The sequence below is a fragment of the Martinezella lusitana genome (assembly GCF_900094565.1).
In the GTDB taxonomy this organism is placed as follows: domain Bacteria; phylum Pseudomonadota; class Alphaproteobacteria; order Rhizobiales; family Rhizobiaceae; genus Rhizobium; species Rhizobium lusitanum.
In genome coordinates this window covers 20,341-40,363 of sequence record NZ_FMAF01000032.1, presented here as the reverse complement: position 1 = coordinate 40,363, position 20,023 = coordinate 20,341, and the positions used below count along the sequence as shown (strand labels likewise).

Annotated in this window: 16 protein-coding genes and 1 riboswitch; of the genes, 2 read left to right on the top strand and 14 right to left on the bottom strand. The window is 61.8% G+C overall.

Annotated elements, in window-relative coordinates:
* Position 1: 1 nt before the first annotated feature.
* From GA0061101_RS33165 to GA0061101_RS33155, 3 genes are all read right to left on the bottom strand, one after another.
* A complete protein-coding gene (locus tag GA0061101_RS33165) occupies positions 2 to 823 on the bottom strand; it encodes an ABC transporter ATP-binding protein (protein ID WP_037197386.1) in 822 nt (273 codons plus the stop codon).
* Complete coding sequence (locus GA0061101_RS33160; RefSeq protein ID WP_037197388.1) at positions 820 to 1,638, bottom strand: ABC transporter permease; 819 nt, start codon at positions 1,636 to 1,638, stop codon at positions 820 to 822. The genes GA0061101_RS33165 and GA0061101_RS33160 overlap by 4 nt, the downstream gene beginning before the upstream one ends.
* 62 nt (positions 1,639 to 1,700) lie before the next feature.
* On the bottom strand, positions 1,701 to 2,774 hold the full coding sequence (locus GA0061101_RS33155) for a putative urea ABC transporter substrate-binding protein (RefSeq protein WP_092576688.1): 1,074 nt from the start codon (positions 2,772 to 2,774) through the stop codon (positions 1,701 to 1,703).
* A 74-nt stretch (positions 2,775 to 2,848) separates the two neighbouring features.
* Positions 2,849 to 2,962, bottom strand: a riboswitch (guanidine-I (ykkC/yxkD leader).
* A 282-nt stretch (positions 2,963 to 3,244) separates the two neighbouring features.
* Here GA0061101_RS33155 and GA0061101_RS33150 point away from each other — a divergent pair.
* Positions 3,245 to 4,165, top strand: a complete 921-nt coding sequence (locus tag GA0061101_RS33150) for an alpha/beta hydrolase (RefSeq protein WP_037197390.1) — start codon at positions 3,245 to 3,247, stop codon at positions 4,163 to 4,165.
* Position 4,166: 1 nt separating this feature from the next.
* On the opposite strand, the gene GA0061101_RS33145 is transcribed toward GA0061101_RS33150, so the two are convergent.
* From GA0061101_RS33145 to bcoG, 10 genes are all read right to left on the bottom strand, one after another.
* On the bottom strand, positions 4,167 to 6,170 hold the full coding sequence (locus tag GA0061101_RS33145; RefSeq protein WP_092576701.1) for a CocE/NonD family hydrolase: 2,004 nt from the start codon (positions 6,168 to 6,170) through the stop codon (positions 4,167 to 4,169).
* A gap of 63 nt (positions 6,171 to 6,233) precedes the next feature.
* Entirely contained in the window at positions 6,234 to 7,865 is a 1,632-nt protein-coding gene (locus GA0061101_RS33140) for an ABC transporter ATP-binding protein (protein WP_037197392.1), read from the bottom strand.
* Entirely contained in the window at positions 7,858 to 8,685 is an 828-nt protein-coding gene (locus GA0061101_RS33135; RefSeq protein ID WP_037197394.1) for an ABC transporter permease, read from the bottom strand. The genes GA0061101_RS33140 and GA0061101_RS33135 overlap by 8 nt, the downstream gene beginning before the upstream one ends.
* Positions 8,682 to 9,689 carry an ABC transporter permease gene (locus GA0061101_RS33130; RefSeq protein ID WP_037197396.1) on the bottom strand — a complete coding sequence of 336 codons (1,008 nt, stop codon included), beginning with the start codon at positions 9,687 to 9,689 and terminating at the stop codon, positions 8,682 to 8,684. The genes GA0061101_RS33135 and GA0061101_RS33130 overlap by 4 nt, the downstream gene beginning before the upstream one ends.
* Before the next feature lie 156 nt (positions 9,690 to 9,845).
* Positions 9,846 to 11,435: an ABC transporter substrate-binding protein gene (locus GA0061101_RS33125; RefSeq protein ID WP_037197397.1), complete on the bottom strand. Its 1,590-nt coding sequence runs from the start codon at positions 11,433 to 11,435 to the stop codon at positions 9,846 to 9,848.
* A gap of 129 nt (positions 11,436 to 11,564) precedes the next feature.
* Entirely contained in the window at positions 11,565 to 12,347 is a 783-nt protein-coding gene (locus GA0061101_RS33120) for a carnitinyl-CoA dehydratase (protein WP_037197398.1), read from the bottom strand.
* Between the two features lie 6 nt (positions 12,348 to 12,353).
* On the bottom strand, positions 12,354 to 14,411 hold the full coding sequence (locus GA0061101_RS33115) for an acetate--CoA ligase family protein (protein WP_037197399.1): 2,058 nt from the start codon (positions 14,409 to 14,411) through the stop codon (positions 12,354 to 12,356).
* A 4-nt stretch (positions 14,412 to 14,415) separates the two neighbouring features.
* Entirely contained in the window at positions 14,416 to 15,576 is a 1,161-nt protein-coding gene (locus GA0061101_RS33110; RefSeq protein WP_092576685.1) for an acyl-CoA dehydrogenase family protein, read from the bottom strand.
* A gap of 12 nt (positions 15,577 to 15,588) precedes the next feature.
* Complete coding sequence (locus tag GA0061101_RS33105; RefSeq protein WP_037197402.1) at positions 15,589 to 17,079, bottom strand: carnitine 3-dehydrogenase; 1,491 nt, start codon at positions 17,077 to 17,079, stop codon at positions 15,589 to 15,591.
* A gap of 7 nt (positions 17,080 to 17,086) precedes the next feature.
* Positions 17,087 to 17,989 carry a 3-dehydrocarnitine:acetyl-CoA trimethylamine transferase BcoG gene (gene bcoG, locus GA0061101_RS33100; RefSeq protein ID WP_037197404.1) on the bottom strand — a complete coding sequence of 301 codons (903 nt, stop codon included), beginning with the start codon at positions 17,987 to 17,989 and terminating at the stop codon, positions 17,087 to 17,089.
* Between the two features lie 103 nt (positions 17,990 to 18,092).
* Here bcoG and GA0061101_RS33095 point away from each other — a divergent pair, with 103 nt between their 5' ends.
* Positions 18,093 to 19,085, top strand: coding sequence for a GlxA family transcriptional regulator (locus GA0061101_RS33095; protein WP_037197560.1), 993 nt, complete (start codon positions 18,093 to 18,095; stop codon positions 19,083 to 19,085).
* Here GA0061101_RS33095 and GA0061101_RS33090 read toward each other — a convergent pair.
* On the bottom strand, positions 19,060 to 19,935 hold the full coding sequence (locus tag GA0061101_RS33090; protein WP_037197405.1) for a LysR substrate-binding domain-containing protein: 876 nt from the start codon (positions 19,933 to 19,935) through the stop codon (positions 19,060 to 19,062). The genes GA0061101_RS33095 and GA0061101_RS33090 overlap by 26 nt on opposite strands.
* Between the last annotated feature and the right edge of the window lie 88 nt (positions 19,936 to 20,023).

Genomic DNA, 20,023 nt, shown 5'->3' with positions numbered 1-20,023 from the left:
GCTAGATGTCTCCCAGTGGTGCCAGGTCGTCCCGGCGGTGCCCCGGGGAAGCGACCGGGCCGTCCCGGTCGGGGCTGAAGATCGAGGCTGCGCCGGCGATGCGCGGCGGCCAGATGGAAATGTCCTTGGTGATGGTCGCGCCGTAGCGCTCCTTTTCTTCCGGCCGGTCGCGGCGGCGCTCGAAGGCGACGACGCGGGTGGCGAGCGTGAAGGCTTCGCGCATGTCATGGGTCACCATGACGACGGTCATCTGCGTCTCGTGCCACAGCCGCTTCATCAGCGTATGGATTTCGGCGCGGATGCCGGGATCGAGCGCACCGAAGGGCTCATCGAGCAACAGGACCTTCGGCCGCATGATGAGCGCCTGGGCAAGTGCCAGGCGCTGCTGCATGCCGCCGGAAAGCTGGGCCGGATATTTGTTCTCCGCGCCAGCCAAGCCAACCTCGGCGATCAGCTGACGAGCTTCATCGAGGGCGCTCCGGCGCGCTGCACCAAGGAGCCTTGCCTTATAGCGGGCGGCGGTGAGTTCCTTTCCGAGCAGCACATTGCCGAGCACTGTCAGATGCGGGAAGACCGAATAGCGCTGAAAGACCACGCCGCGATCCGCACCTGGCTCTGACGGCAACGCCACGCCGTCGAGAAGGATATTGCCCCTGGTTGGCTGCTCCTGCCCCAGCAACATGCGCAGAAAGGTCGACTTGCCGCAACCGGAGGGGCCGACCAGCGCGACGAAGGCGCGCGAATCCACGGTCAGCGACACGTCCTCAAGGACGATCTGGTCGCCATATTCCTTCCAGACCTTTTCGATCCTGAGCGCGCTCATGCCTGCTTCTCCAGCTCCGACCACGGGAAGACGGCAATGCGGATGCGATCGAGGAGATAGTTCATGAGCACGGCGAGCAGCGTGATCCAGACGACATAGGGAAAGATCACGTCCATCGACAGGTATCGGCGAACGAGGAAGATGCGGTAGCCGAGGCCGGCATCCGACGAGATCGCTTCAGCCGCGATCAGAAACAACCAGGCCGGGCCGAGCTGCAATTTTAGGCAGGTGATCAGCCGTGGCAGGATCTGCGGCAGCACGACGCGAAGAGCGATCTGCCAGGAGGAGCCGCCGAGCGTTTCGGCCTTGACGATCTGCTCGCGCGGCAATTCCAGCGCCTTCAGTGCCAGATCGCGTATCATCGTCGGGGTGACGCCGATGACGATCAGCGCGATCTTCGATGTCTCTCCCAGGCCCATGGCGATGAAGAGGATCGGCAGAAGCGCCAAGGGTGGCACCATCGAGATGACGGCGACAAAAGGCGAGAGCAGGGCTCTGAGATAGGGCAACATGCCGATGAGCATGCCCAAGCAAAGCGCGATCGCTGTGGATATGCCGAGACCGGATAGCAGCCGCACGAGGCTCGCCCCCGTATCGGACCATAGCAGATAATCTCCCGTGCGCGGGTCGGCGATGAAGGCCATGCGGTTGATCGCATCGGCAAAGCCGGCAAGATTGGGCAGCAGCTTGTCGTTGGCGTTTTCGGCAAGCCGCGCGGCCGAACCGATGGCATAGGCGACGATCAGCAGCGCAAAGGGCAGCAGCGTCAAGGCAAGCTGCGCGCCCGGGCTCGGCCTGGTGTTGATCCAACGCATGAACAATGCTCCGCGAATGAAGGAACGGGGCGGCGCTATCGCGCCGCCGATGGATCTTTCGCTCAGAGCGAGGCGTCGGCGGCTGGCTTCATGTAGCTCTCGGTGAAGCGCAACTTGACATTCTTGCTGTCGCCGAGAACCTTGCCATCGGGCATTTCGATGCCGATGACATCGGCGGAAGCAGCGCCATTGCCGAGCAGGCCCTTCTGGAACAGGAAGTTGCGCACGAGATCCATCGTCTTCGGCAGGCTCGGCGATGCGGTGAAGGCGACGGCGTCTGAGGGCTTGTCGAAGAGCTTGGTGGCTGCAAGCTGGGCCTCGAAGCCCTTGATATCCGTGCCCGAGGCCGCGCCCATCGCCTCGCGGGCAGCCTTGCCTTCCGCCGTGTCGGCCTTCATCAGCGCCGCCGTTTCATACCAGATGCCGGCCAGTGCCTTGCCGAAATTCGGGTTGTCCTTGAGTACGTTGCTGTTGGCGACCATCAGGTCGATGATCTCGCCCGGCACCTGCGAACTGTCGAACACCTTCTTGGCGGTGGGGTCCTCAAGAATGGTCGAGACCAAGGGGTTCCAGGTCACGACGGCGGAGACATCAGGTGTCTTGTAGGCCGCGACCATGTCGGCGTCCGAGGTGTTGACCACCTTCACGTCGCGTTCGGTCAGCTTGATGCTGTCGAGCGCGCGGGCGAGCAGGTAGTGGGAGACCGAATATTGGACGAGATTGATGTTCTGGCCCTTGATATCGGCAAGGCTTGTCTTGTCCTTGAGGATCACGGCATCATTGCCGTTGGAGAAGTCGCCCACGATGACGGCAGTCGTGTCGACGCCGCCCGCCGCTGGGATCGACAGGCCGTCCATGTTGGTGAGCGTCACGGCATCGAAGGCGCCTGCCGTGTACTGGTTCATCGATTCGACATAGTCGTTGAACTGGGTGACGTCGATGCTGATGCCGTATTTGTCGGCCCATTTCTTGACGATGCCGTGGTCGGCGGCATAGCCCCAGGGCATCCAGCCGACATAGATCGACCAGGCGACCTTGAAGCTGGTCTTGGGTGCTGCGCTGGCGGCGGAGCCGAGCCCGAGAGCCAGCGATACCGAAAGAGCGGTTACGGAAAGGATCTTTGAAAAAGTCTGCATAGAAATTCCCCTTTTGCTTTTCGTCAAAAGGGATCGGCAAAGACCATCGCGCCGCCAATCCCTTGGCTTACGAGGTCTCCCGGGCTTTTGTCCCGCCGTGCATCCGGTGGGATTTCTCTCCCGACCGGTGGCAGCTCTCGGACCAGTCACGCTCCCAATGGAGCGCCGGAACCCTAGCCACCAACTCAACGGTAACGAAGCAAGTGGCGTGCCAAATCACAACTCATTGATTTTATTTGGTGATGTGATTGAGCGGCAATTTCTGAAATCAATAGTGCATGCACTTGCGCGAAAAATGTGCAGTTTCTGACGAATCTTCCGGCAATGAGGGGCTGTGTGCAATCGCTCGCCTTTCCGTGGAGCCGTCCAGCCGCATGTCGCCGTCGCGGCGGCTTTGGCCGTAAGCGGATAAGCGGCCCGCGGCGGGATTGTGCTATTGCTCGACAATTCCAACGGAACGAGGATTTCAGATGGATTCTCCGCAGCGCCCGATGCCGACCGAGGCGGGTATCTTGCAGTTCATGGAGATCTGCGATTCTTTTTATCCGCCGGACGCAGTGACGGCTTCCATCGGACAGCAACGCCAATGGTATGACGCGCTCTGCGCTCGCTTCGACCGACCATTGCCTGATGGCATGCGCATGCGCGATGAGCTTGTGTCGGGAACGATTCCGATCAGGCGCTACCTTCCGGCCGACATCCGCACCGCAACCTGCCTGCTCTATCTTCACGGCGGCGGCTTCGTCGTCGGCTCGCTCGAAAGCCACCACGCGATTTGCGCCGAGATTGCCGACCATGCCGGAGCAGAGCTTATCTCCGTCGACTATCGTCTGGCGCCGGAGCATCGGTGGCCGACGCAGACGGATGATTGCTTCAGCGTTCTCGGGCAATTGCTTGCCGAGGGAAAGACCGTCGTGCTGATCGGTGACAGCGCCGGCGGCAATCTCGCGGCTGGATTGGCCATCCGCGCGAAGGCCGACGGTCTTTCGGGGATTGCGGGTCAGATCCTCATCTATCCCGCGCTCGGCGGCGATCTCGTCTCCGGTTCCTACCAGGAGATGGCGGACGCGCCGGGGCTGACGACCGCCGATGTCGGCTACTACCGCAGCGTCTTGCAGGCTCCATCAGGCAATCCCGTTGCCGAGCCGCTTGCCTCGCAATCGGTTGCCGGCCTTCCCCCCGCCTTCATCACGGTGGCGCATTTCGATCCGTTGCGCGACGACGGCCGCAATTATGCGGCAAGGCTGGCGCAGGCGGGCGTCGAGGTCTGGTTCCGCGAGGAGCCGCAGATGGTGCATGCCTGGCTGCGGGCGAGACATATGAGCGACGGCGCCCGCGACGGCTTTGCCGCCATATGCGCCGCGGCAAGCCGGTTCGCAGGCACGCGCTGATTTACATCAGGTCGCGCGGGACGCGCTTCTCCTCGAACACTTTGCGGAAAATCTGCGTCTCGCCTTCATAGGCGGTGACGGAAGCGCTGACGATCCAGTCCGTTGCCGTGCAGGATATCGCCGATGTCGCGATCGTCCTAACGAACCAGTCGGGGCGTTGCATGTCGCATGTCCAGGTCGAAATGCCCTTCATCGACAGCGGATCGTCCGGTGCGATCGACCACACTTCTTCACGTAGCTGCCGCGTGGAAAGACCTGTACCGGGATGTTCAAAAAGTCCGGTATCCTCATGAATTTCATAGTGAGTTTTACCTGCCGAAAGGTCGCGCATCACCCGCCGTTTCGTCGAAGCCGGCGCATGTTCGATGTATTTCGGCAGCGGATCCGGATTATCGGGCTGCTTCAAGTCGATGACGTCGTGCGCCCCCAGCTTTGGCAGGCCGAGGCCGATGGAGGCGAGGTCGATCGTCAGACCCGGATCTTCCGGCGGCGGCAGGACCATCGGCCAGTAGGCCGTCGACAGAGACAGGCGGATGCGATGACCCTTGCGGAAGCGGTAGCCGCAGGCATCGAGCGTCAGCGTGACCCTGGTGCGCTCGCCCTTGCTCAGTGGTTCGGGCTCGGCATTGCTGTTGCGATGGGCGAGATTGAACACGCCAAAGGAGACGCGCGTCGCCGTGCCGTCCGGATGGATATCGACAAGTCTTGCGCAGAGATTTGCCGTTTCCGCGTCGCATCGAAGCGTCAACGCCAGTACCGGGCGTCCCAGATAATCGTGATCCTCTACAAGCGGCGCCGTCTGGAAGGTGAGCGAGCCGGCATCGTCGAGACGCTGATCGATCGCCATTTCCACGTCCGGCTTCAGGGTGAACCATTCGCCCGAGGCGGTGCCCGTGTCGAGCGGCGAGCGCAGATAGATGGGATGTTCCGGCGCATGTGGGATCGGCATGCCTTCCATCAGCGTGCCGAACTGCTCGACATAGAAGCACTGCATATCAGGCTTTTGCCATTCGGACTTGGCGATCCAGAAACCAGGGTCGAAATCGCGGCGTGTTGCGGGTTTTATGGCATCGAGAATATAGGCGCGAACTGGCGGTATGCTTTCTGCTCCATTCTGGTCGCCGCGCAGCCAGCGGTTCCACCAGGCGATGGCCTCGCCGTGAAAATCGGCGCGTGGCTTCGGCCAGGCGAAATGCGGATATTTGTGGACCCACGGCCCGATCAGCGCCTTCGCCTTATTTCCGAGGCCTTCGACAGCCAACAACGGCGTATTGCGATAGCCGTCCGCCCAGCCGGCAATGACGATAGCCGGAACATCGAACTTCGCGAAATTCTCGCAGATGGAGCCATGCCGCCAGAAGTCGTCGCGGCGTTGATGCTGAAGCCATTCCTCCATGAAGAAGGGTTCGTGTTCCAGGCGCTCCAACCACATCTCCCGCCAGCGCTCGCCGACGATGGCCGGATCGGGCGAACGCGATTGATAGCCGAGCATAGTCGCGGCCCAGGAGAGCTGCGCGGAGAGATGGCAGCCGTTCTTGTAGTGGATGTCGTCGTTGTAGCGATCGACGGTGGAGGCGATCGATATGACGGCCTTCAGTGCCGGCGGTTTCAAGGCGGCGACCTGCAGGCAGTTGAAGCCGCCCCAGGAAATGCCCATCATGCCGACCGATCCGTTGGACCAGGGTTGTTCGGCGATCCAGGCGATCAGTTCGCAGGCATTGGCAAGCTCGAGCTCGGTATATTCGCCATCGATCACGCCGTCGGATTCGCCGGAGCCTCTTATATCGACGCGCACGCCTGCAATCCCGGCGGCCGCAAAAACCGGGTAGGTCGATTCATCCCGAGGGCTCGTTCCGTCCCGTTTGCGATAGGGCAGGAATTCGAAGACGGCGGGCACGGGATCGTTTTCCGCATTGTCCGGCATCCAGATGCGCGCCGCCAGGCGCGTGCCGTCCTTGAGGGTGATCCAGTGGTTTTCGATGGTGGCGAAGCTGCGGTCGGTCATGCGTTTCATTCCGGTATTGCAGGCAGGATTAAGATTGGGCGGAGGCCTTGAGATGTCGAGCATTCAATTTCCGGCGCTCTCCATTTTTCGCGTCGTCAAGACACGCTCCAACCAGCCGATTTCCATCTCGGGCACGGATTTCAGCAGCAGGTCCGTGTAATCGTCGAAAGGCGGCGACAGCGCCTGTGATTTCGGTCCGAAGCGAACGAGCTTGCCGCGATGCATGACAGCGACGCTGTCGGCGATGGCGCGCACGATGGCGATATCATGCGTGATGAAGATGTAGGAGAGCTGGGCTTCCTTCTGCAACCTCAAGAGCAGCTTCAGAATTCCATCGGCAACGAGTGGATCGAGCGCCGAGGTCGGCTCGTCGCAAAGGATGAGCTCGGGCTTGGCGGCAAGCGCACGGGCGATTGCGACGCGCTGCTTCTGGCCGCCGGAAAGCTCGGCCGGGTAACGGTCGACGAAACCGGTGCCCATCTCAATCTGGTCGAGCAGTTCCTTCACGCGCGCCGTCTTCGCCGCGCCGTGCAGACCGTCATAAAAGGTCAGCGGGCGGCCGATGATGTCGCGCACGGTCTGGCGGGGATTCATGGCGGTGTCGGCCATCTGGTAGATCAGCTGTATCCGCCGCAATTCCTCGCGGGAGCGGTTTTTCAAGGCTGGTGTCAGCGGCTTGCCGTCGAAGGAAATCCGTCCGTCGCTCGGGGGCAGCAGGCCGGTGATGACGCGGGCGAGCGTCGATTTCCCCGATCCGGATTCACCGACAACAGCCAGTGTCTGACCTTTTGGTACATGTAGAGAAACATCGTGCAATACCTTGAAACCGTTCGAATATTGCGCGTTGATATTCTCGATTTTCAGAAGCGCTCCCGATTGATCGGCGGTTTCCTCTCTCGCTATCTGGCGAACGTTGACGAGGGCGCGGGTATAGTCCTGTCGCGGCGCCTCGATGATCTGCTGCACGCTGCCGTACTCCACTTGCTTGCCGTATCGCAGCACCATGATGTCGTCGGAGATCTGGGCGACGACGGCGAGATCGTGGGTGATATAGAGCGCCGCCGTATGTGTTTCCTCGATAGCGTGCTTGATCGCTGCCAGCACGTCGATCTGCGTCGTCACGTCGAGCGCGGTTGTGGGTTCGTCGAAGACGATCAGTTCGGGGTTGGAGCAAAGCGCCATGGCCGTCATGGCGCGCTGAAGCTGGCCGCCGGAGACCTGATGCGGATAGCGCTCGCCGAATGTTTCCGGATTGGGCAGGCCAAGCACACGGAAGAGGTAAAGCGCGCGCTTCCTGGCCTCGTCCTTCGTCATCAGCCGGTGTTTGACGGTGGCTTCAATCACCTGATCGCCCAGCCTGTGCGCCGGATTGAAGGCGGCCGCTGCCGATTGCGCGACATAACAGACGCGGGCACCGCGGATCTTGCGGATGCCGGATTTGCCGAGCGGCAGGATGTCGACGCCGTCGAGCAGCACCTGGCCGCCGGTGATCTCGGCGCCGCCGCGACCATAGGCCAGCGCGGAGAGACCGATGGTGGACTTGCCGGCGCCGGATTCGCCGATCAGGCCGAGCACCTTGCCCTTCTTGAGATCGAAGGACACGCCGTCGACGATGGTCACGCGTTTCGGTGGCTCGCCCGGCGGATAGCTGGTTGCCTCGATCTTGAGATCGCGAACGGAAAGAAGCTCAGGCATCGCCACGCCCTCCCTTGAGGCTGGAGGTGCGCTTCAAGAGCCAGTCGACCACCAGATTGACACAGACCGCGAGCGCCGCGATGGCGGAGCCCGGTACGAGAGCGGCAGAGATGCCGAAGATGATGCCGTCCTTGTTGTCCTTGACCATGCCGCCCCAGTCGGCGGACGGCGGCTGGATACCGAGGCCGAGGAAGGACAGGGTGGAAAGGAACAGGATCGAGAAGGCAAAGCGCAGGCCGAATTCCGCCAGCAGCGGCGAAAGCGTGTTCGGCAGGATCTCGCGGAAGATGATCCAGATCCTGCCTTCGCCGCGCAGCTTGGCGGCCTCGACGAACTCCATGACCGCGACATCGAGCGCCACGGCACGGCCGAGACGATAGACGCGGGTGGAATCGAGGATGGCCATGACGAGGATCAGCACGATCAGGTTCTGCGGCAGCACCGCCAGCACCACGAGCGCGAAGATCAGCGTCGGGATCGACATCATCAGGTCGTTGAAGCGCGAGAAGATCGTGTCGATCAATCCGCGCGAGACGGCGGCGGTGAAGCTCAGGACGATGCCGAGCGAGAAGGAGATGATCGTCGCCGTCAGCGCGACGAACAGCGTCGTGCGTGTGCCATAGATCAGACGCGACAGGATATCGCGGCCGAGATTGTCGAGGCCGAAGAAATATTGCGCGTCGGCGGCCTGCCAGACATTGCCGACGACTTCGGTCTCGCCATAGGGGGCGATCCAGGGCGCGAAAATCGCGCAGAAGAAGGCGAGCAGAATACCGGCTATGCCGATCCAGGCGGTGATGGGGATCTCTCTCAATCTCATCGTGGATGCCTCAGGCGCGGGTTGGCGACGATCGCCAGAATATCGGCGGTCATGTTGAGGAGGATGTAGACGGCGGCAAAGATCAGCCCGCAGGCCTGGACGACAGGCATATCGCGCACGGTGACCGCATCGACCATGTACTGGCCCATGCCGGGATAGACGAAGACCACCTCGACGACGACGACGCCGACGATGAGATAGGCAAGGTTCAGCGCGATGACGTTGATGATCGGGGCCAGCGCGTTGGGGGCCGCGTGCTTGACGATGGCGCGGAAGGCAGACAACCCCTTGAGCTCAGCCGTTTCCATATAGGCCGACGACATGACCGAAAGGATGGCGGCGCGGGTCATGCGCATCATGTGAGCAAGCACCACGAGCACCAGCGTCGCCGTCGGCAGGGCGATCGCCTGCAGCCGGTCCATGAGGCCCATGCCTTCATAGACGGTGGCGGGAAAGGTCGCCACGCCGAATTTTACGGCAAAGAACAGGATAAGGAGGTAGCCGATGAAGAATTCCGGCAGGGAGATCGCCGCCAGCGAAACGACATTGATGATCTTGTCGGGCATGCGGTTCCTGAAATGCACCGCCAGCATGCCGAGGCCGACGGCGAGCGGCACCGAGATCAGCGCGGCGAAACCGGCCAGAAACAGCGAATTGCCGAGCCGCTTGCCAATCTGCTCACTGACGGAGTTCTTGCTGGCCCAGGAGGTGCCGAAGTCGCCCTGCACGGCGTTGCCGAGCCATTCCACATAGCGAGTGACGACAGGCCGGTTGAGGCCGAGATCGGCGCGAATGTTGGCAACCGCCTGCGGCGTTGCCGACTGGCCGAGATAGGTGGTCGCGAAATCGCCCGGCAGGGCTTCCAGCCCGCCGAAGATCAGGATGGAGACCGCAAACAGCAGGACGATGCTGAGCAGGCAGCGCTCGATGATCAGGGACAGCAACGGAAAACGCTGCTTGAACCTCAGCCCGGGCAGAACGGTTCCGGGGGATGGATTGGACATGGCCGATGCCTCGCGCTCTTGTTGTCTTACGCAATTCCGGATGGAAAACCGCTGCGCACTTTTCCTGGAGTTGCTCTAAACGTCGGGAGGACCGCGAAGAGTGTCCGCGGTCCCGGCTTCGTCAGAGATGAGGGCGTTGTCGCCCGGCTTCGGGCATCAGGTGTCCAGCCAGACGCGGGTCGCGACGTAGCCGTTCGACATGTCGTTGCCGATATCGTGGACGTAGCCCTTCACCTTCTTGGTGGAGGCGTTCACGAAATCGTTGAACATCGGCAGGATCACACCACCTTCGTCGCGCACCATCATCGCCATGGCACGGTAGAGCTCCTTGCGCTTGGCTTCGTCCAGTTCGGAGCGGGCCTGAAGCAGAAGCTTGTCGAAGTCCGGGCGCTTAAAGCGGGTATCGTTCCAGTCGGCGGTCGACAGGTAGGCGGTGGAATACATCTGGTCCTGTGTCGGGCGGCCGCCCCAATAGGATGTGGAGAAGGGCTGGACGTTCCAGACGTTGGTCCAATAGCCGTCGCCCGGCTCGCGCTTGACCTCGATCTCGATCCCCGCCTTCTTGCAGCTTTCCTGATAGAGGACGGCTGCATCGACGGCGCCCGGGAAAGCGACTTCGGAGGTGCGCAGCAGCACCGAGCCGCTATGGCCGGACTTCTTGTAGTGGAAGGAGGCCTTGTCTGGGTCGTATGTGCGCTGCTCGATGCCTTCGGGGAACAGGGCATAAGTGTTGTTGATCGGGAAATCGTTGCCGACCTTGCCATAGCCGCCGAGGATCTTCTTGACCATGGTTTCGCGGTCCATGGCGTATTTGAGCGCGAGACGCAGGTCGTTGTTGTCGAACGGCGCCGTGGTGCAATGCATGATGAACACGTAGTGGCCGCGGCCGGCCGTCGCCAGGATCTCGACATTCGGTGCGCGCTTCAACAGGTCAACCGTCTTAGGGTCGACGCGGTTGATGTAGTGCACCTGGCCGGAGGAGAGGGCGGCGATGCGTGCCGTCGCATCGTTCATGCCGATGATTTCGATTGAATCGACATAGCCGCGGTCGGTGCGCCAGTCGTCCTTGTTCCGCTCGAACGTGGCGCGCACTCCGGGTTCGAAGCTGACCATCTTGTAGGGGCCGGTGCCGATCGAGGCGAGGGGATCGTCATAGCCGCCATTCGGCTGGATGACGAGATGATAGTCGGTGAGAAGCAACGGCATGTCGGCGTTGCCTTCCGTCAGCGTCAACACGAGGTTGCCGCCGTCGGCCTTGATCTCCTTGATCGACTTCATGACGCCGAGCGCGCCCGACTCCGACTTCGCATCGGTATGACGCTTGAGGGTGGCGACGACGTCGTCGATCGTCAGATCCTTGCCGTTGTGGAACTTCACGCCCTTGCGGATCTTGAAGGTCCAGGTAGCGGCATCCTTCGACGGCTCCCAGGATTCGGCAAGCGACGGAACGGCGGCGCCGGTCAGCGGGTGGGATTCCACCAGCATGTCGCCCCAGCAACGGCCGACGCAGAACATGACTTGAGACAGGAATTTCGCCGGGTCCTTGGAATCGGTCGCAGCTCCGCCTTCGAGGCCGAGCTTCAGATGCCCGCCGCGCTTCGGCTCGGCCGCCATCGCACTTTCGGTAAAGAGCTGGTCGGCGAGTGCCAAGGTTACGCCGGCTGCCATTGCTCGTCCCATGAATTCGCGGCGGCTGAGCCCGCCCGAAGTCACGCGGCTTGCCAGATATTTCGTATAGTCGTTCATTCCCCTGTTCCTTCTTTTTGCCGAGTTGACAGAATTCCCGGGCAGCGCACTTCACGTCACGGTTTCCTCTTCCGCGTGAAGCCTGTTGCCCGCGATCATGCGGGAAAATGCTGCGGTTGCCGCCGCTTTTCACTTTCCTTTCCAGATGGGGGCCCGCTTCTCCGCGAAAGCCCTTGCGCCTTCCAATTGATCCTCGCTTGAATAGAGGGCGTCGACGGTCGCAAACTGCCGTTTGGTGATCTTGTTCATGGCAGTCTGAAACGTCGTTCCCTCCGCTTCGCGAACTATTTCCTTTATGGCCGCATAGACGAGCGGCGGCCCGCTTGCAAGCAGACGGGCAAGTTCCCAAGCCCTGTCCATCAGCTTGTCGGCCAAGACGATCTCGTTGACGAAACCCCAGCGATGCGCCTCTTCGACATTGAGCCAGCGGCCGGTGAACAGCATATCCATGGCGATGTGATAGGGAATGCGCTTCGGCAATTTGATCGATGCGGCATCGGCGACAGTGCCGGAGCGGATTTCCGGCAGCGCGAAGGTTGCGTGAGCGGCCGCGATGATCAGATCGGCGGAAAGCGCGATCTCCAGGCCACCGCCGCAACAGATGCCGTTGACGGCACAGATGACCGGCTTGTTGAGATCGCGCAGCTCCTGCAGGCCTCCAAAGCCGCCGACACCATAGTCTCCGTCGACAGCGTCACCATCAGCGGCAGCCTTCAAATCCCAGCCGGCTGAAAAGAATTTTTCGCCGGCGCCCGAAACGATGGCGACGCGCAGATCCGGATTGTCGCGGAAGTCGCGGAAGATGAGCCCCATGGTACGGCTGGTCGCCAGGTCGATGGCATTCGCCTTCGGCCGGTCGATGACGACCTCGAGGATACCGTCGTCGCATCGGGTGCGAATGGGGTCTTGCAACTTCTGCTACCTCCTTCGCCGGATGAGGGCATCCGCGGCAACGACGCCGCGTGATTCACCCAAGACCATCAAGGGATTAATGTCCAGTTCTTCGAGCAGCGCGGCGTTCTTTACGACATATTCTGCCGCTGATACGACGGCGTCGGCAACGATTTCGAGACTGCTTGCCGCACTGCCACGATAGCCTTCGATGAGCTTGCGGACCTTCAGCCGTGAAATCCTGTCCAAAACCTCCGCTTTCGTCACCGGAAGCGGCAGGACAACGGAATCTTCAAGCAATTCCACGAGGATTCCGCCCGCGCCGACCGTCAAGGTCAGGCCGACGACGGGATCGCGCACCGCACCGACAATGAGCTCGGCGACAGGGCGCTCGATCATCCGCTCGACCAGATATCCGCGGGCGATGGGAGCCATGCCTTCGGCCGCATCTTTGACTGCATTCTTATCCCATAGGTTGAGCTTGACGGCACCCGCTTCGGACTTGTGCTCTATGCCGAGCGCCTTGAGTGCGACGGGGAAGCCAATTTGCTGCGCAGTTTCGGCTGCCTCATTTGCTGTAGCGGCCGTTCTTCCGAGCGGAACCGTAAGGCCGGCAGCGGCAAGCTCCGCCTTCGCGGCCGCTTCGCTCAAGGTTTCGATCTCGCCCGCGTCTGCGGGCTGGTCCAGCAACGGCAATGGCCGTGGCTTCTTCCAAACTCTGGCGATCCCGCTCGCGACATCGGCGGCCGCCAGTGCTTCGCTGATGCCGCAGAGCGGCACGATGCCGGTTTCGATGAGCTGCTTGGCGATCGGTTCCGGCAGATTTTCCGGCAAGGTCGCGAGGACGCCGGCCCGGGCGCCGCTTCGCTTGGCGGCAGCGGCGACAGCAGAAACGGTCGTCATCCAGTCCGAACCGTCGCAGCGATCTTCCCGGGGAAAATCGAGCACGACCAGATTGAGGGCATAACCGCCTTCGAACATGGCGGTGAAGGCATCCGTCTGGCGGGAGAGATCGCCCCAGACGAAGGTGTGATAGTCGAGCGGGTTCGAGAGTGTCACCATCTCGCCGAGGCTCGCGCGCAAGGCCGGCAGCTGCCCGGGTTTCAGGGCGCGAAATTCCACGTTCCGGCCGACGGCTGCGTCAGCCATCAGGGATGCCTCGCCGCCTGAACAGCTCATCGAGGAGATCGCATCGCTTTCGAGCGGGCCTGCGACATGCAGGAGCTTCAGTGTTTCGATAAGCTCCGGCAGCGTTGTCACCCGACCGATGCCGAGGCGATGGAAAACGGCGTCTGCAACGGCATCGCTGCCTGCAAGCGAGGCCGTATGCGAGATTGCGGCGCGTTGCGCCTGTTCGGATTTGCCGACCTTCAGGGCGACGACCGGTTTTTTCAGCTCTCGGGCGCGGGCGGCAAGAGCCTCAAGCGCACGAATATTTCCGAAGCCCTCGATATGCAGGCCGACTGCCGTCACGCGCGGGTCGTCGAGAACGGCATGGGCAAGATCCGATAGCCCGATCTGCGCCTGGTTGCCGGCCGTCATCAGGTAGCTGATGGGCAAGCCGCGCCGTTGCATGCTGAGATTGATGGCGATGTTGGAGGATTGGGTGAGGATCGCAACGCCGCGCTCGCTGCGCACGATGCCATGCTGATCAGGCCAGAGCAGGGCGCCGTCGAGGCCGTTGATCATGCCATAGCAATTGGGACCGACGATCGGCATGTCGCGGGCGGCTTCGACGAGGGCTTGCTGCAACTCCGCTCCATCCGCCAGCTCCGAAACCGCCTCGCTGAAGCCGGAGGCGTAACAGACCGCGCCGCCCCCACCTCGCGCCGAGAGGGCTCGCACGATCTCGACGGTCAGCATCCTGTTGACGCCGACGAAGGCGGCATCCGGCCCATCCGGCAGCTCCTCCACAGAGCGATAGCAGCGGCGTCCAAGCACGCTTTCCAGCGTCGGATGCACCGGCCAGATGTCGCCGGCAAATCCCATCAGGTCGCACTGCTCGATGACCCGTCGCGCCTCGCGACCGCCGAAGACGGCGATCGTTCTGGGTCTGATGAGGCGGTCGAGCGGGCGTGGCGTCATGTCGTCATGCTCCGAACGGCCGAAGCAGGTCGCGGCTGATGATGTGCCGCTGGATTTCCGAGGTTCCGTCCCAGATGCGCTCGACGCGGGCGTCTCGCCAGAAGCGAGCGAGCGGCAGGTCGTCCATCAGCCCCATGCCGCCGAAGATCTGGATGGCTTCATCGGTGACGCGAGCCAACATCTCGGAAGCATAGAGCTTTGCCGAGGCGAGCTCGCGATTGGCTGGGATGCCGGCATCCAGCTTCCAGGCGGCGGACAGCGTCAGGAGGTCGGCGGCGTCGATCTCGGTGATCATGTCGGCGAGTTTGAACGATACACCCTGATTGGCGCCGATCGGCTTGCCAAATTGCTTGCGCTCGGCGGCATAGGGCAGCGCCAGGTCGAAGACGCGGCGAGCCCGCCCGACGCAGGTCGCCGCAACCGTCAGCCGCGTTCCGTACAGCCATTGATTGGCGAGATCGAAGCCGCGATGCACCTCACCGAGCACCTGCGATTTCGGCAGACGGCAATTGGTAAAGTTCAGAATGGCATTGTGGTAGCCGCGATGGGAGACCGAGTCATAACCCTTCACGATATCAAAGCCCGGCGTGCCGCGGTCGACCAGAAAGGCCGTGATCTTCTTCTTGACGCCTTTCGAGGTCTCTTCCTCGCCGGTGGCGGCAAAGACGATGACGAAATCGGCGACATCGGCATGCGATATGAAATGCTTGGTGCCGTTGAGGATGAAATCATCGCCATCCTGTCGTGCCGCGCATTTCATGCCGCGCATGTCTGAGCCGGCGTCCGGTTCGGTGATGGCGAGAGCGTCGATCCGTTCGCCACGCACCGCCGGCAGGAGATAGCGCTCCCGCTGCTCGCCCTCGCAAGCCATCAGGATGCCGGAGGGGCGGCCGAAGAAAACCGTCAGTGCCATCGAACCGCGGCCGAGCTCGCGCTCGACAAGAGTGAAGGTCAGATGATCGAGGCCGGCGCCGCCGATCTCCTCGGGAAAGCCGCAGGCATAGAAGCCGAGCTCGATGCATTTGCGTTTGATATCCTCGGCAACATCCGGCGGCACGATGCCGGTGCGCTCGACCTCGTTCTCATGCGGATAGATCTCCGTCTCCACGAAGTCCCGGACCGTCTTGACGATCATTTCCTGTTCTTCGCTGAGTCCGAAATTCACGATCGCTTCCTCCTAGCGTTTTTGTCCCACATGGCGGCCGGCTCCCTCCGGCATTGGCAGTGCTGCATGCGCGGCGGCGATCGGCCTTAGTCTCACCAGCACCTCCTCCGGTGCGGCAACAGCCTTGCCCGCCTTGGCATCCACATGCAGGAGCATGTGTTCCGCGGTGGCGATCACATCGCCGCTCGCCGTGTCGTGTAGCCTATGGAAAACATGCAGCCGCTTCTCGTCCGATGCGAGGACCTGGCAGGTCGAATGGATGGCCTGTCCGAGCTTGGCCTCGCCGATATGGCGGATATGGGTTTCCACCGTATAGTAGCTGTGGCCGCGTTCGACATAGTCGAAATCGACGCCGATCAGGCGCAGAAGCGCGTCCGACGTGTCGCCGAATACCTGCAGATAGCGATGCTCGGTCATGTGGCCGTTATAGTCGACCCATGCCGGGCTGACCTTGGTGTCGATCAGGCGCAGCGGCCTTGCCACGTCAGGCGGCGTCTTCTCGCCGCCGCCTGCCGCCCAGAGGCTCTGTTCGAAATCCTTGAGCAGCTTGCCGGCGCCCCAGCCCTTGCCGCCGTGGCCGCCTTTCAGGCTCTGCAGAATGCCGACGAGGTTTTCGTCACGGATGCGCTCCAGCTCGCGGATCGACAATCCGTTCGCCTGCTCGTCCGACTGCTGGCCGATCTTCTCGACGAGGGCGTCGTCGAGATCGACGACATCCATCAGCTTGGTCCAGTTCCATTGCAGGGCCGGGCCGAACTGCGCGAGGAAGTGCCGCATGCCGGCTTCGCCGCCGGCGATGCGATAAGTCTGGAACAGGCCCATCTGCGCCCAGCGCAGGCCGAAGGAGTAACGGATGACGTCGTCCAGCGTCTCGACGGTGCAGATATCGTCCTTGATCAGCCAGAGCGCCTCGCGCCACAGAGCTTCCAACAGGCGGTCGCCGACGAAAGCCTCGATCTCCTTGGCGATATGCACACCCTTCATGCCGATCGGCGGCAGCCTGTCCATCGCGGCCTGGATCGTCGCAGCACTCGTCTTTTCGCCGCCGACGATCTCGACCAGCGGCAGCAGATAGACCGGATTATACGGATGGGCGACGAAGAGGCGCTCGGGATGACGCATGTCGCGCTGCAGATCGGTCGGCAACAGCCCCGAAGTAGAGGAGCCGATCAACGCATCCGGCCGTGCCGCCGCGTCGATCTGCGTCAGCACGTTCCGCTTCAGGTCCAGCCGCTCGGGCACGCTTTCCTGGATCCAGTCGGCACCGGCGACGGCCGCTTCCAGCGTCTCGCGGAACGTCAGTTTGCCGCGCGGCGGAAGAGGGGCGCCCGTCAGCATCGCATAGGCTTTTTCGGCGTTATCAAGCACTTCGCCGACGATGCGGCTTGCCTCGGGATGCGGATCGTAGACATCGACGTCGATGCCGGCCAGCAGAAAGCGGGCGATCCATCCGCCGCCGATGACGCCGCCGCCGATGCAGGCTGCCTTGTTGATCTTGGTCATCGCAGCCTCAGCGCTTCGTCAGTTTCAGCTTCTTGCGGACATCTTCGGGGCCGATGATGCGCGCGCCCATGCCTTCGACCACCTGCACTGCCTTTTCGACGAGCTGTGCGTTCGTGGCGAGCATGCCTTTTCCGGCATAGAGATTGTCTTCGAGGCCGACGCGGACGTTGCCGCCGGCAAGGATAGCAGCCGCAGGGTAGGCCATGGCGTTACGACCGATGGAAAAGGCCGAGAAGGTCCAGCTGGTGGGAACGTTGTTGACCATCGCCATGAAGGTGTTGAGGTCGTCGGGCGCCCCCCAAGGGATGCCCATGCAGAGCTGGATGAGGACCGGGTCCTCAATAAGACCCTCCTCGGCAAGCTGTTTGGCAAACCAGAGATGACCGGTGTCGAAGGCCTCGATCTCGGGGCGCACGCCGAGATCGGTCATCTTCTTCGCCATGGCCCTCAGCATGGAGGGCGTATTGGTCATAACATAGTCGCCGAGGCTGAAGTTCATGGTGCCGCAATCGAGCGTGCAGATTTCGGGCAGGCATTCGGCGACATGGCTGACACGTTCGGCTGCGCCTGCCATATCGGTGCCCTTGGGATTCAGAGGCAGGGGGCTTTCGACATCGCCGAAAATCAGGTCGCCGCCCATGCCGGCAGTCAGGTTCAGCACCACGTCGACGTCCGCCGAGCGGATCCGGTCGGTGACCTCCTTGTAGAGATCGTTGCGGCGGCTGGCAGCGCCGGTTTCCGGATCGCGGACATGGCAGTGAACGATTGCGGCGCCAGCCTTGGCGGCGTCGATTGCCGAATCCGCGATCTGCTTGGGGGTGATCGGAACATGGCTGGATTTCGAAACCGTATCGCCGGAGCCTGTCACGGCACAGGTGATGAAGACATCTCGGTTCATCGCAAGAGGCATTTTGTTCTCCCTCGTATTGAGAGCATTACGCGGCATGCGACATCTTCATGCTTTGCATTATCGGAATCTATCGATACATTATCGGAAATTTGAGATAATGGTTATGCTGACCCCGTCCGATACGCCACTCGACATCGATCTGCTGGTCCTGCCGGAAACGAACCTGATCCTGATCGCTTCGGTGATCGAGCCGCTACGCGGGGCCAATCGCATTTCCGGGGCAGAGATCTATCGTTGGCGCCTGCTGACGCTGGACGGCTCGCCGGTTGAAACAACAAGCCTCATTCCGGTGCCGGCATCCGGCGGTTTCAAGCCGATGTCGGATACGGCGCCGCTCTTCGTGCTTGCCAGCTATAATTGGCGGCGCAGCGCCACGCAGGCGCTGAAGATGCAATTGTCGCAAACCGCGCGCCATCGTTCGATGATCGCGGGCATCGAATCCGGCAGCTGGCTGCTGGCCGAGGCGAGCCTTCTCGACAATGTCTCTGCCGCCGTCCATTGGGAAGATTTCGACGATTTCGCGCTTGCCTATCCGCAGGTGAAGGCCGTCAAGGACCGCTTCGTGATCGACGGCAAGCGTATCACCACGGCCGGCTCTTTGCCGACCGTCGATCTGATGCTCGAAATCATCCGTCGACGGCAGGGCTATTCGCTGGCGCTCGAGGTCAGCCGCCTGTTCATCTATGAGCCGGCTTCCACACAAGGCGCGGCAGAGCTTTCTCCATCGACCGCGGGTCTGCGCATGCGTGATCCGCGGGTCGCACAGGCCATCCGCCTGATGGAAGACCATATCGAGCAGCCGTTGGTTCTGGCGCGCCTGGCCCGCCGCGTCGGCATCAGCGCACGCCATCTGCAGGCGCTTTTCCAGGACAGCATCGGCGCGCCGCCGCATGTGCACTATCTGGCACTTCGACTAAACGCGGCGCGACGCAAAGTGATCGAGACGAAGGATTCCTTTGCCGAGATCGCGGCAGCAACCGGCTTCAATTCGGCCTCGGCATTCTCCCGCAGCTACAGGGCGAGCTTTTCCGAAAGCCCATCCGGTACGCGCCGCAGGCTGCGCGGCCGTATCACGGCTGCGGCAGAGCCGACATAGGCTGAAAGGCTTCGCGCACCCTCTCGGCAAGCTCCTGGATTGCCTCGCTCGAATGATAGGGATTGCGGCGAAGCACGACGCGCGAGGAATCGACGGGAGGAAAGCCGTCTTCGCTCGTCAGCTCCCTGCATCCATGCGGAATATTGCTGCGCGACAGCGTCGAAACGGCAAGGCCGGCCAAGACGGCATTCTTCAGGCCCGAACTCGTGTCGGCGACGAAGGCGATGCGATAGCGCAGCCCCGTTTGCTCTAGGGATCGCAGAGCGAAATCGCGACACCACGTCGAATTCCGGTAGACTGCAATTGGCAGCGGTGTCGCTTCGTGCAGGCGATGTACCAGTGAGGTTACCCAGACGGTGGGATCGATGCAGAGAATTTCGCCCGTCGTCTGATTGCTCCAGTCGAAGACGACAGCCAGATCAAGTTCGTCCTTCTCCAGGGCTGCAAGGTTTCGGGCGGTATAGTCGCAGGAAACGGTCACTTCGACAGCCGGATGTCTGACGGCAAAGGCGGCAAGTGCCGCAGGCAGAATGGTCTGGCTATACTCTTCCGGAATTCCGATCCGCACTGGTCCATCAAGTGGCTTGGTGCGGATGGTCGCGGCCGCTTCGTTCAGAAGCTCGATGACCCTCTGGGCATAGGGAAGCAGCTGATTGCCCGCTCGGGTCAGGACCGCTCCTCGCGCATTTCTGTCAAACAACGTTTCGCCGATCGTTTCCTCCAGGCGCTTGATCTGAGCGCTGACGGCCGATTGCGTGCGGCCGATACGCTGCGCGGCCACGGAAAAATTCGATGTCTCGCTGATGACGAGGAAGGTTCGGAGCAAATCGCTTTCGATAGGGTCGTGCATCGGAGATCACAAATATTTCTGATAGCTACTATCTCTACTATTCGTTTGCCTGATGTCAAATATCGGCGCACACAGGAGGCGTTCCTTC

What these genes read in the sequence shown, in the direction of transcription:
- GA0061101_RS33090 (WP_037197405.1), bottom strand. Translation starts at nt 19,935, where the DNA reads ATGCACGACCCTATCGAAAGCGATTTGCTCCGAACCTTCCTCGTCATC.
- GA0061101_RS33135 (WP_037197394.1), bottom strand. Translation starts at nt 8,685, where the DNA reads ATGAGATTGAGAGAGATCCCCATCACCGCCTGGATCGGCATAGCCGGT.
- GA0061101_RS33125 (WP_037197397.1), bottom strand. Translation starts at nt 11,435, where the DNA reads ATGAACGACTATACGAAATATCTGGCAAGCCGCGTGACTTCGGGCGGG.
- GA0061101_RS33160 (WP_037197388.1), bottom strand. Translation starts at nt 1,638, where the DNA reads ATGCGTTGGATCAACACCAGGCCGAGCCCGGGCGCGCAGCTTGCCTTG.
- bcoG (WP_037197404.1), bottom strand. Translation starts at nt 17,989, where the DNA reads ATGCCTCTTGCGATGAACCGAGATGTCTTCATCACCTGTGCCGTGACA.
- GA0061101_RS33165 (WP_037197386.1), bottom strand. Translation starts at nt 823, where the DNA reads ATGAGCGCGCTCAGGATCGAAAAGGTCTGGAAGGAATATGGCGACCAG.
- GA0061101_RS33155 (WP_092576688.1), bottom strand. Translation starts at nt 2,774, where the DNA reads ATGCAGACTTTTTCAAAGATCCTTTCCGTAACCGCTCTTTCGGTATCG.
- GA0061101_RS33145 (WP_092576701.1), bottom strand. Translation starts at nt 6,170, where the DNA reads ATGACCGACCGCAGCTTCGCCACCATCGAAAACCACTGGATCACCCTC.
- GA0061101_RS33115 (WP_037197399.1), bottom strand. Translation starts at nt 14,411, where the DNA reads ATGACGCCACGCCCGCTCGACCGCCTCATCAGACCCAGAACGATCGCC.
- GA0061101_RS33140 (WP_037197392.1), bottom strand. Translation starts at nt 7,865, where the DNA reads ATGCCTGAGCTTCTTTCCGTTCGCGATCTCAAGATCGAGGCAACCAGC.
- GA0061101_RS33105 (WP_037197402.1), bottom strand. Translation starts at nt 17,079, where the DNA reads ATGACCAAGATCAACAAGGCAGCCTGCATCGGCGGCGGCGTCATCGGC.
- GA0061101_RS33150 (WP_037197390.1), top strand. Translation starts at nt 3,245, where the DNA reads ATGGATTCTCCGCAGCGCCCGATGCCGACCGAGGCGGGTATCTTGCAG.
- GA0061101_RS33130 (WP_037197396.1), bottom strand. Translation starts at nt 9,689, where the DNA reads ATGTCCAATCCATCCCCCGGAACCGTTCTGCCCGGGCTGAGGTTCAAG.
- GA0061101_RS33095 (WP_037197560.1), top strand. Translation starts at nt 18,093, where the DNA reads ATGCTGACCCCGTCCGATACGCCACTCGACATCGATCTGCTGGTCCTG.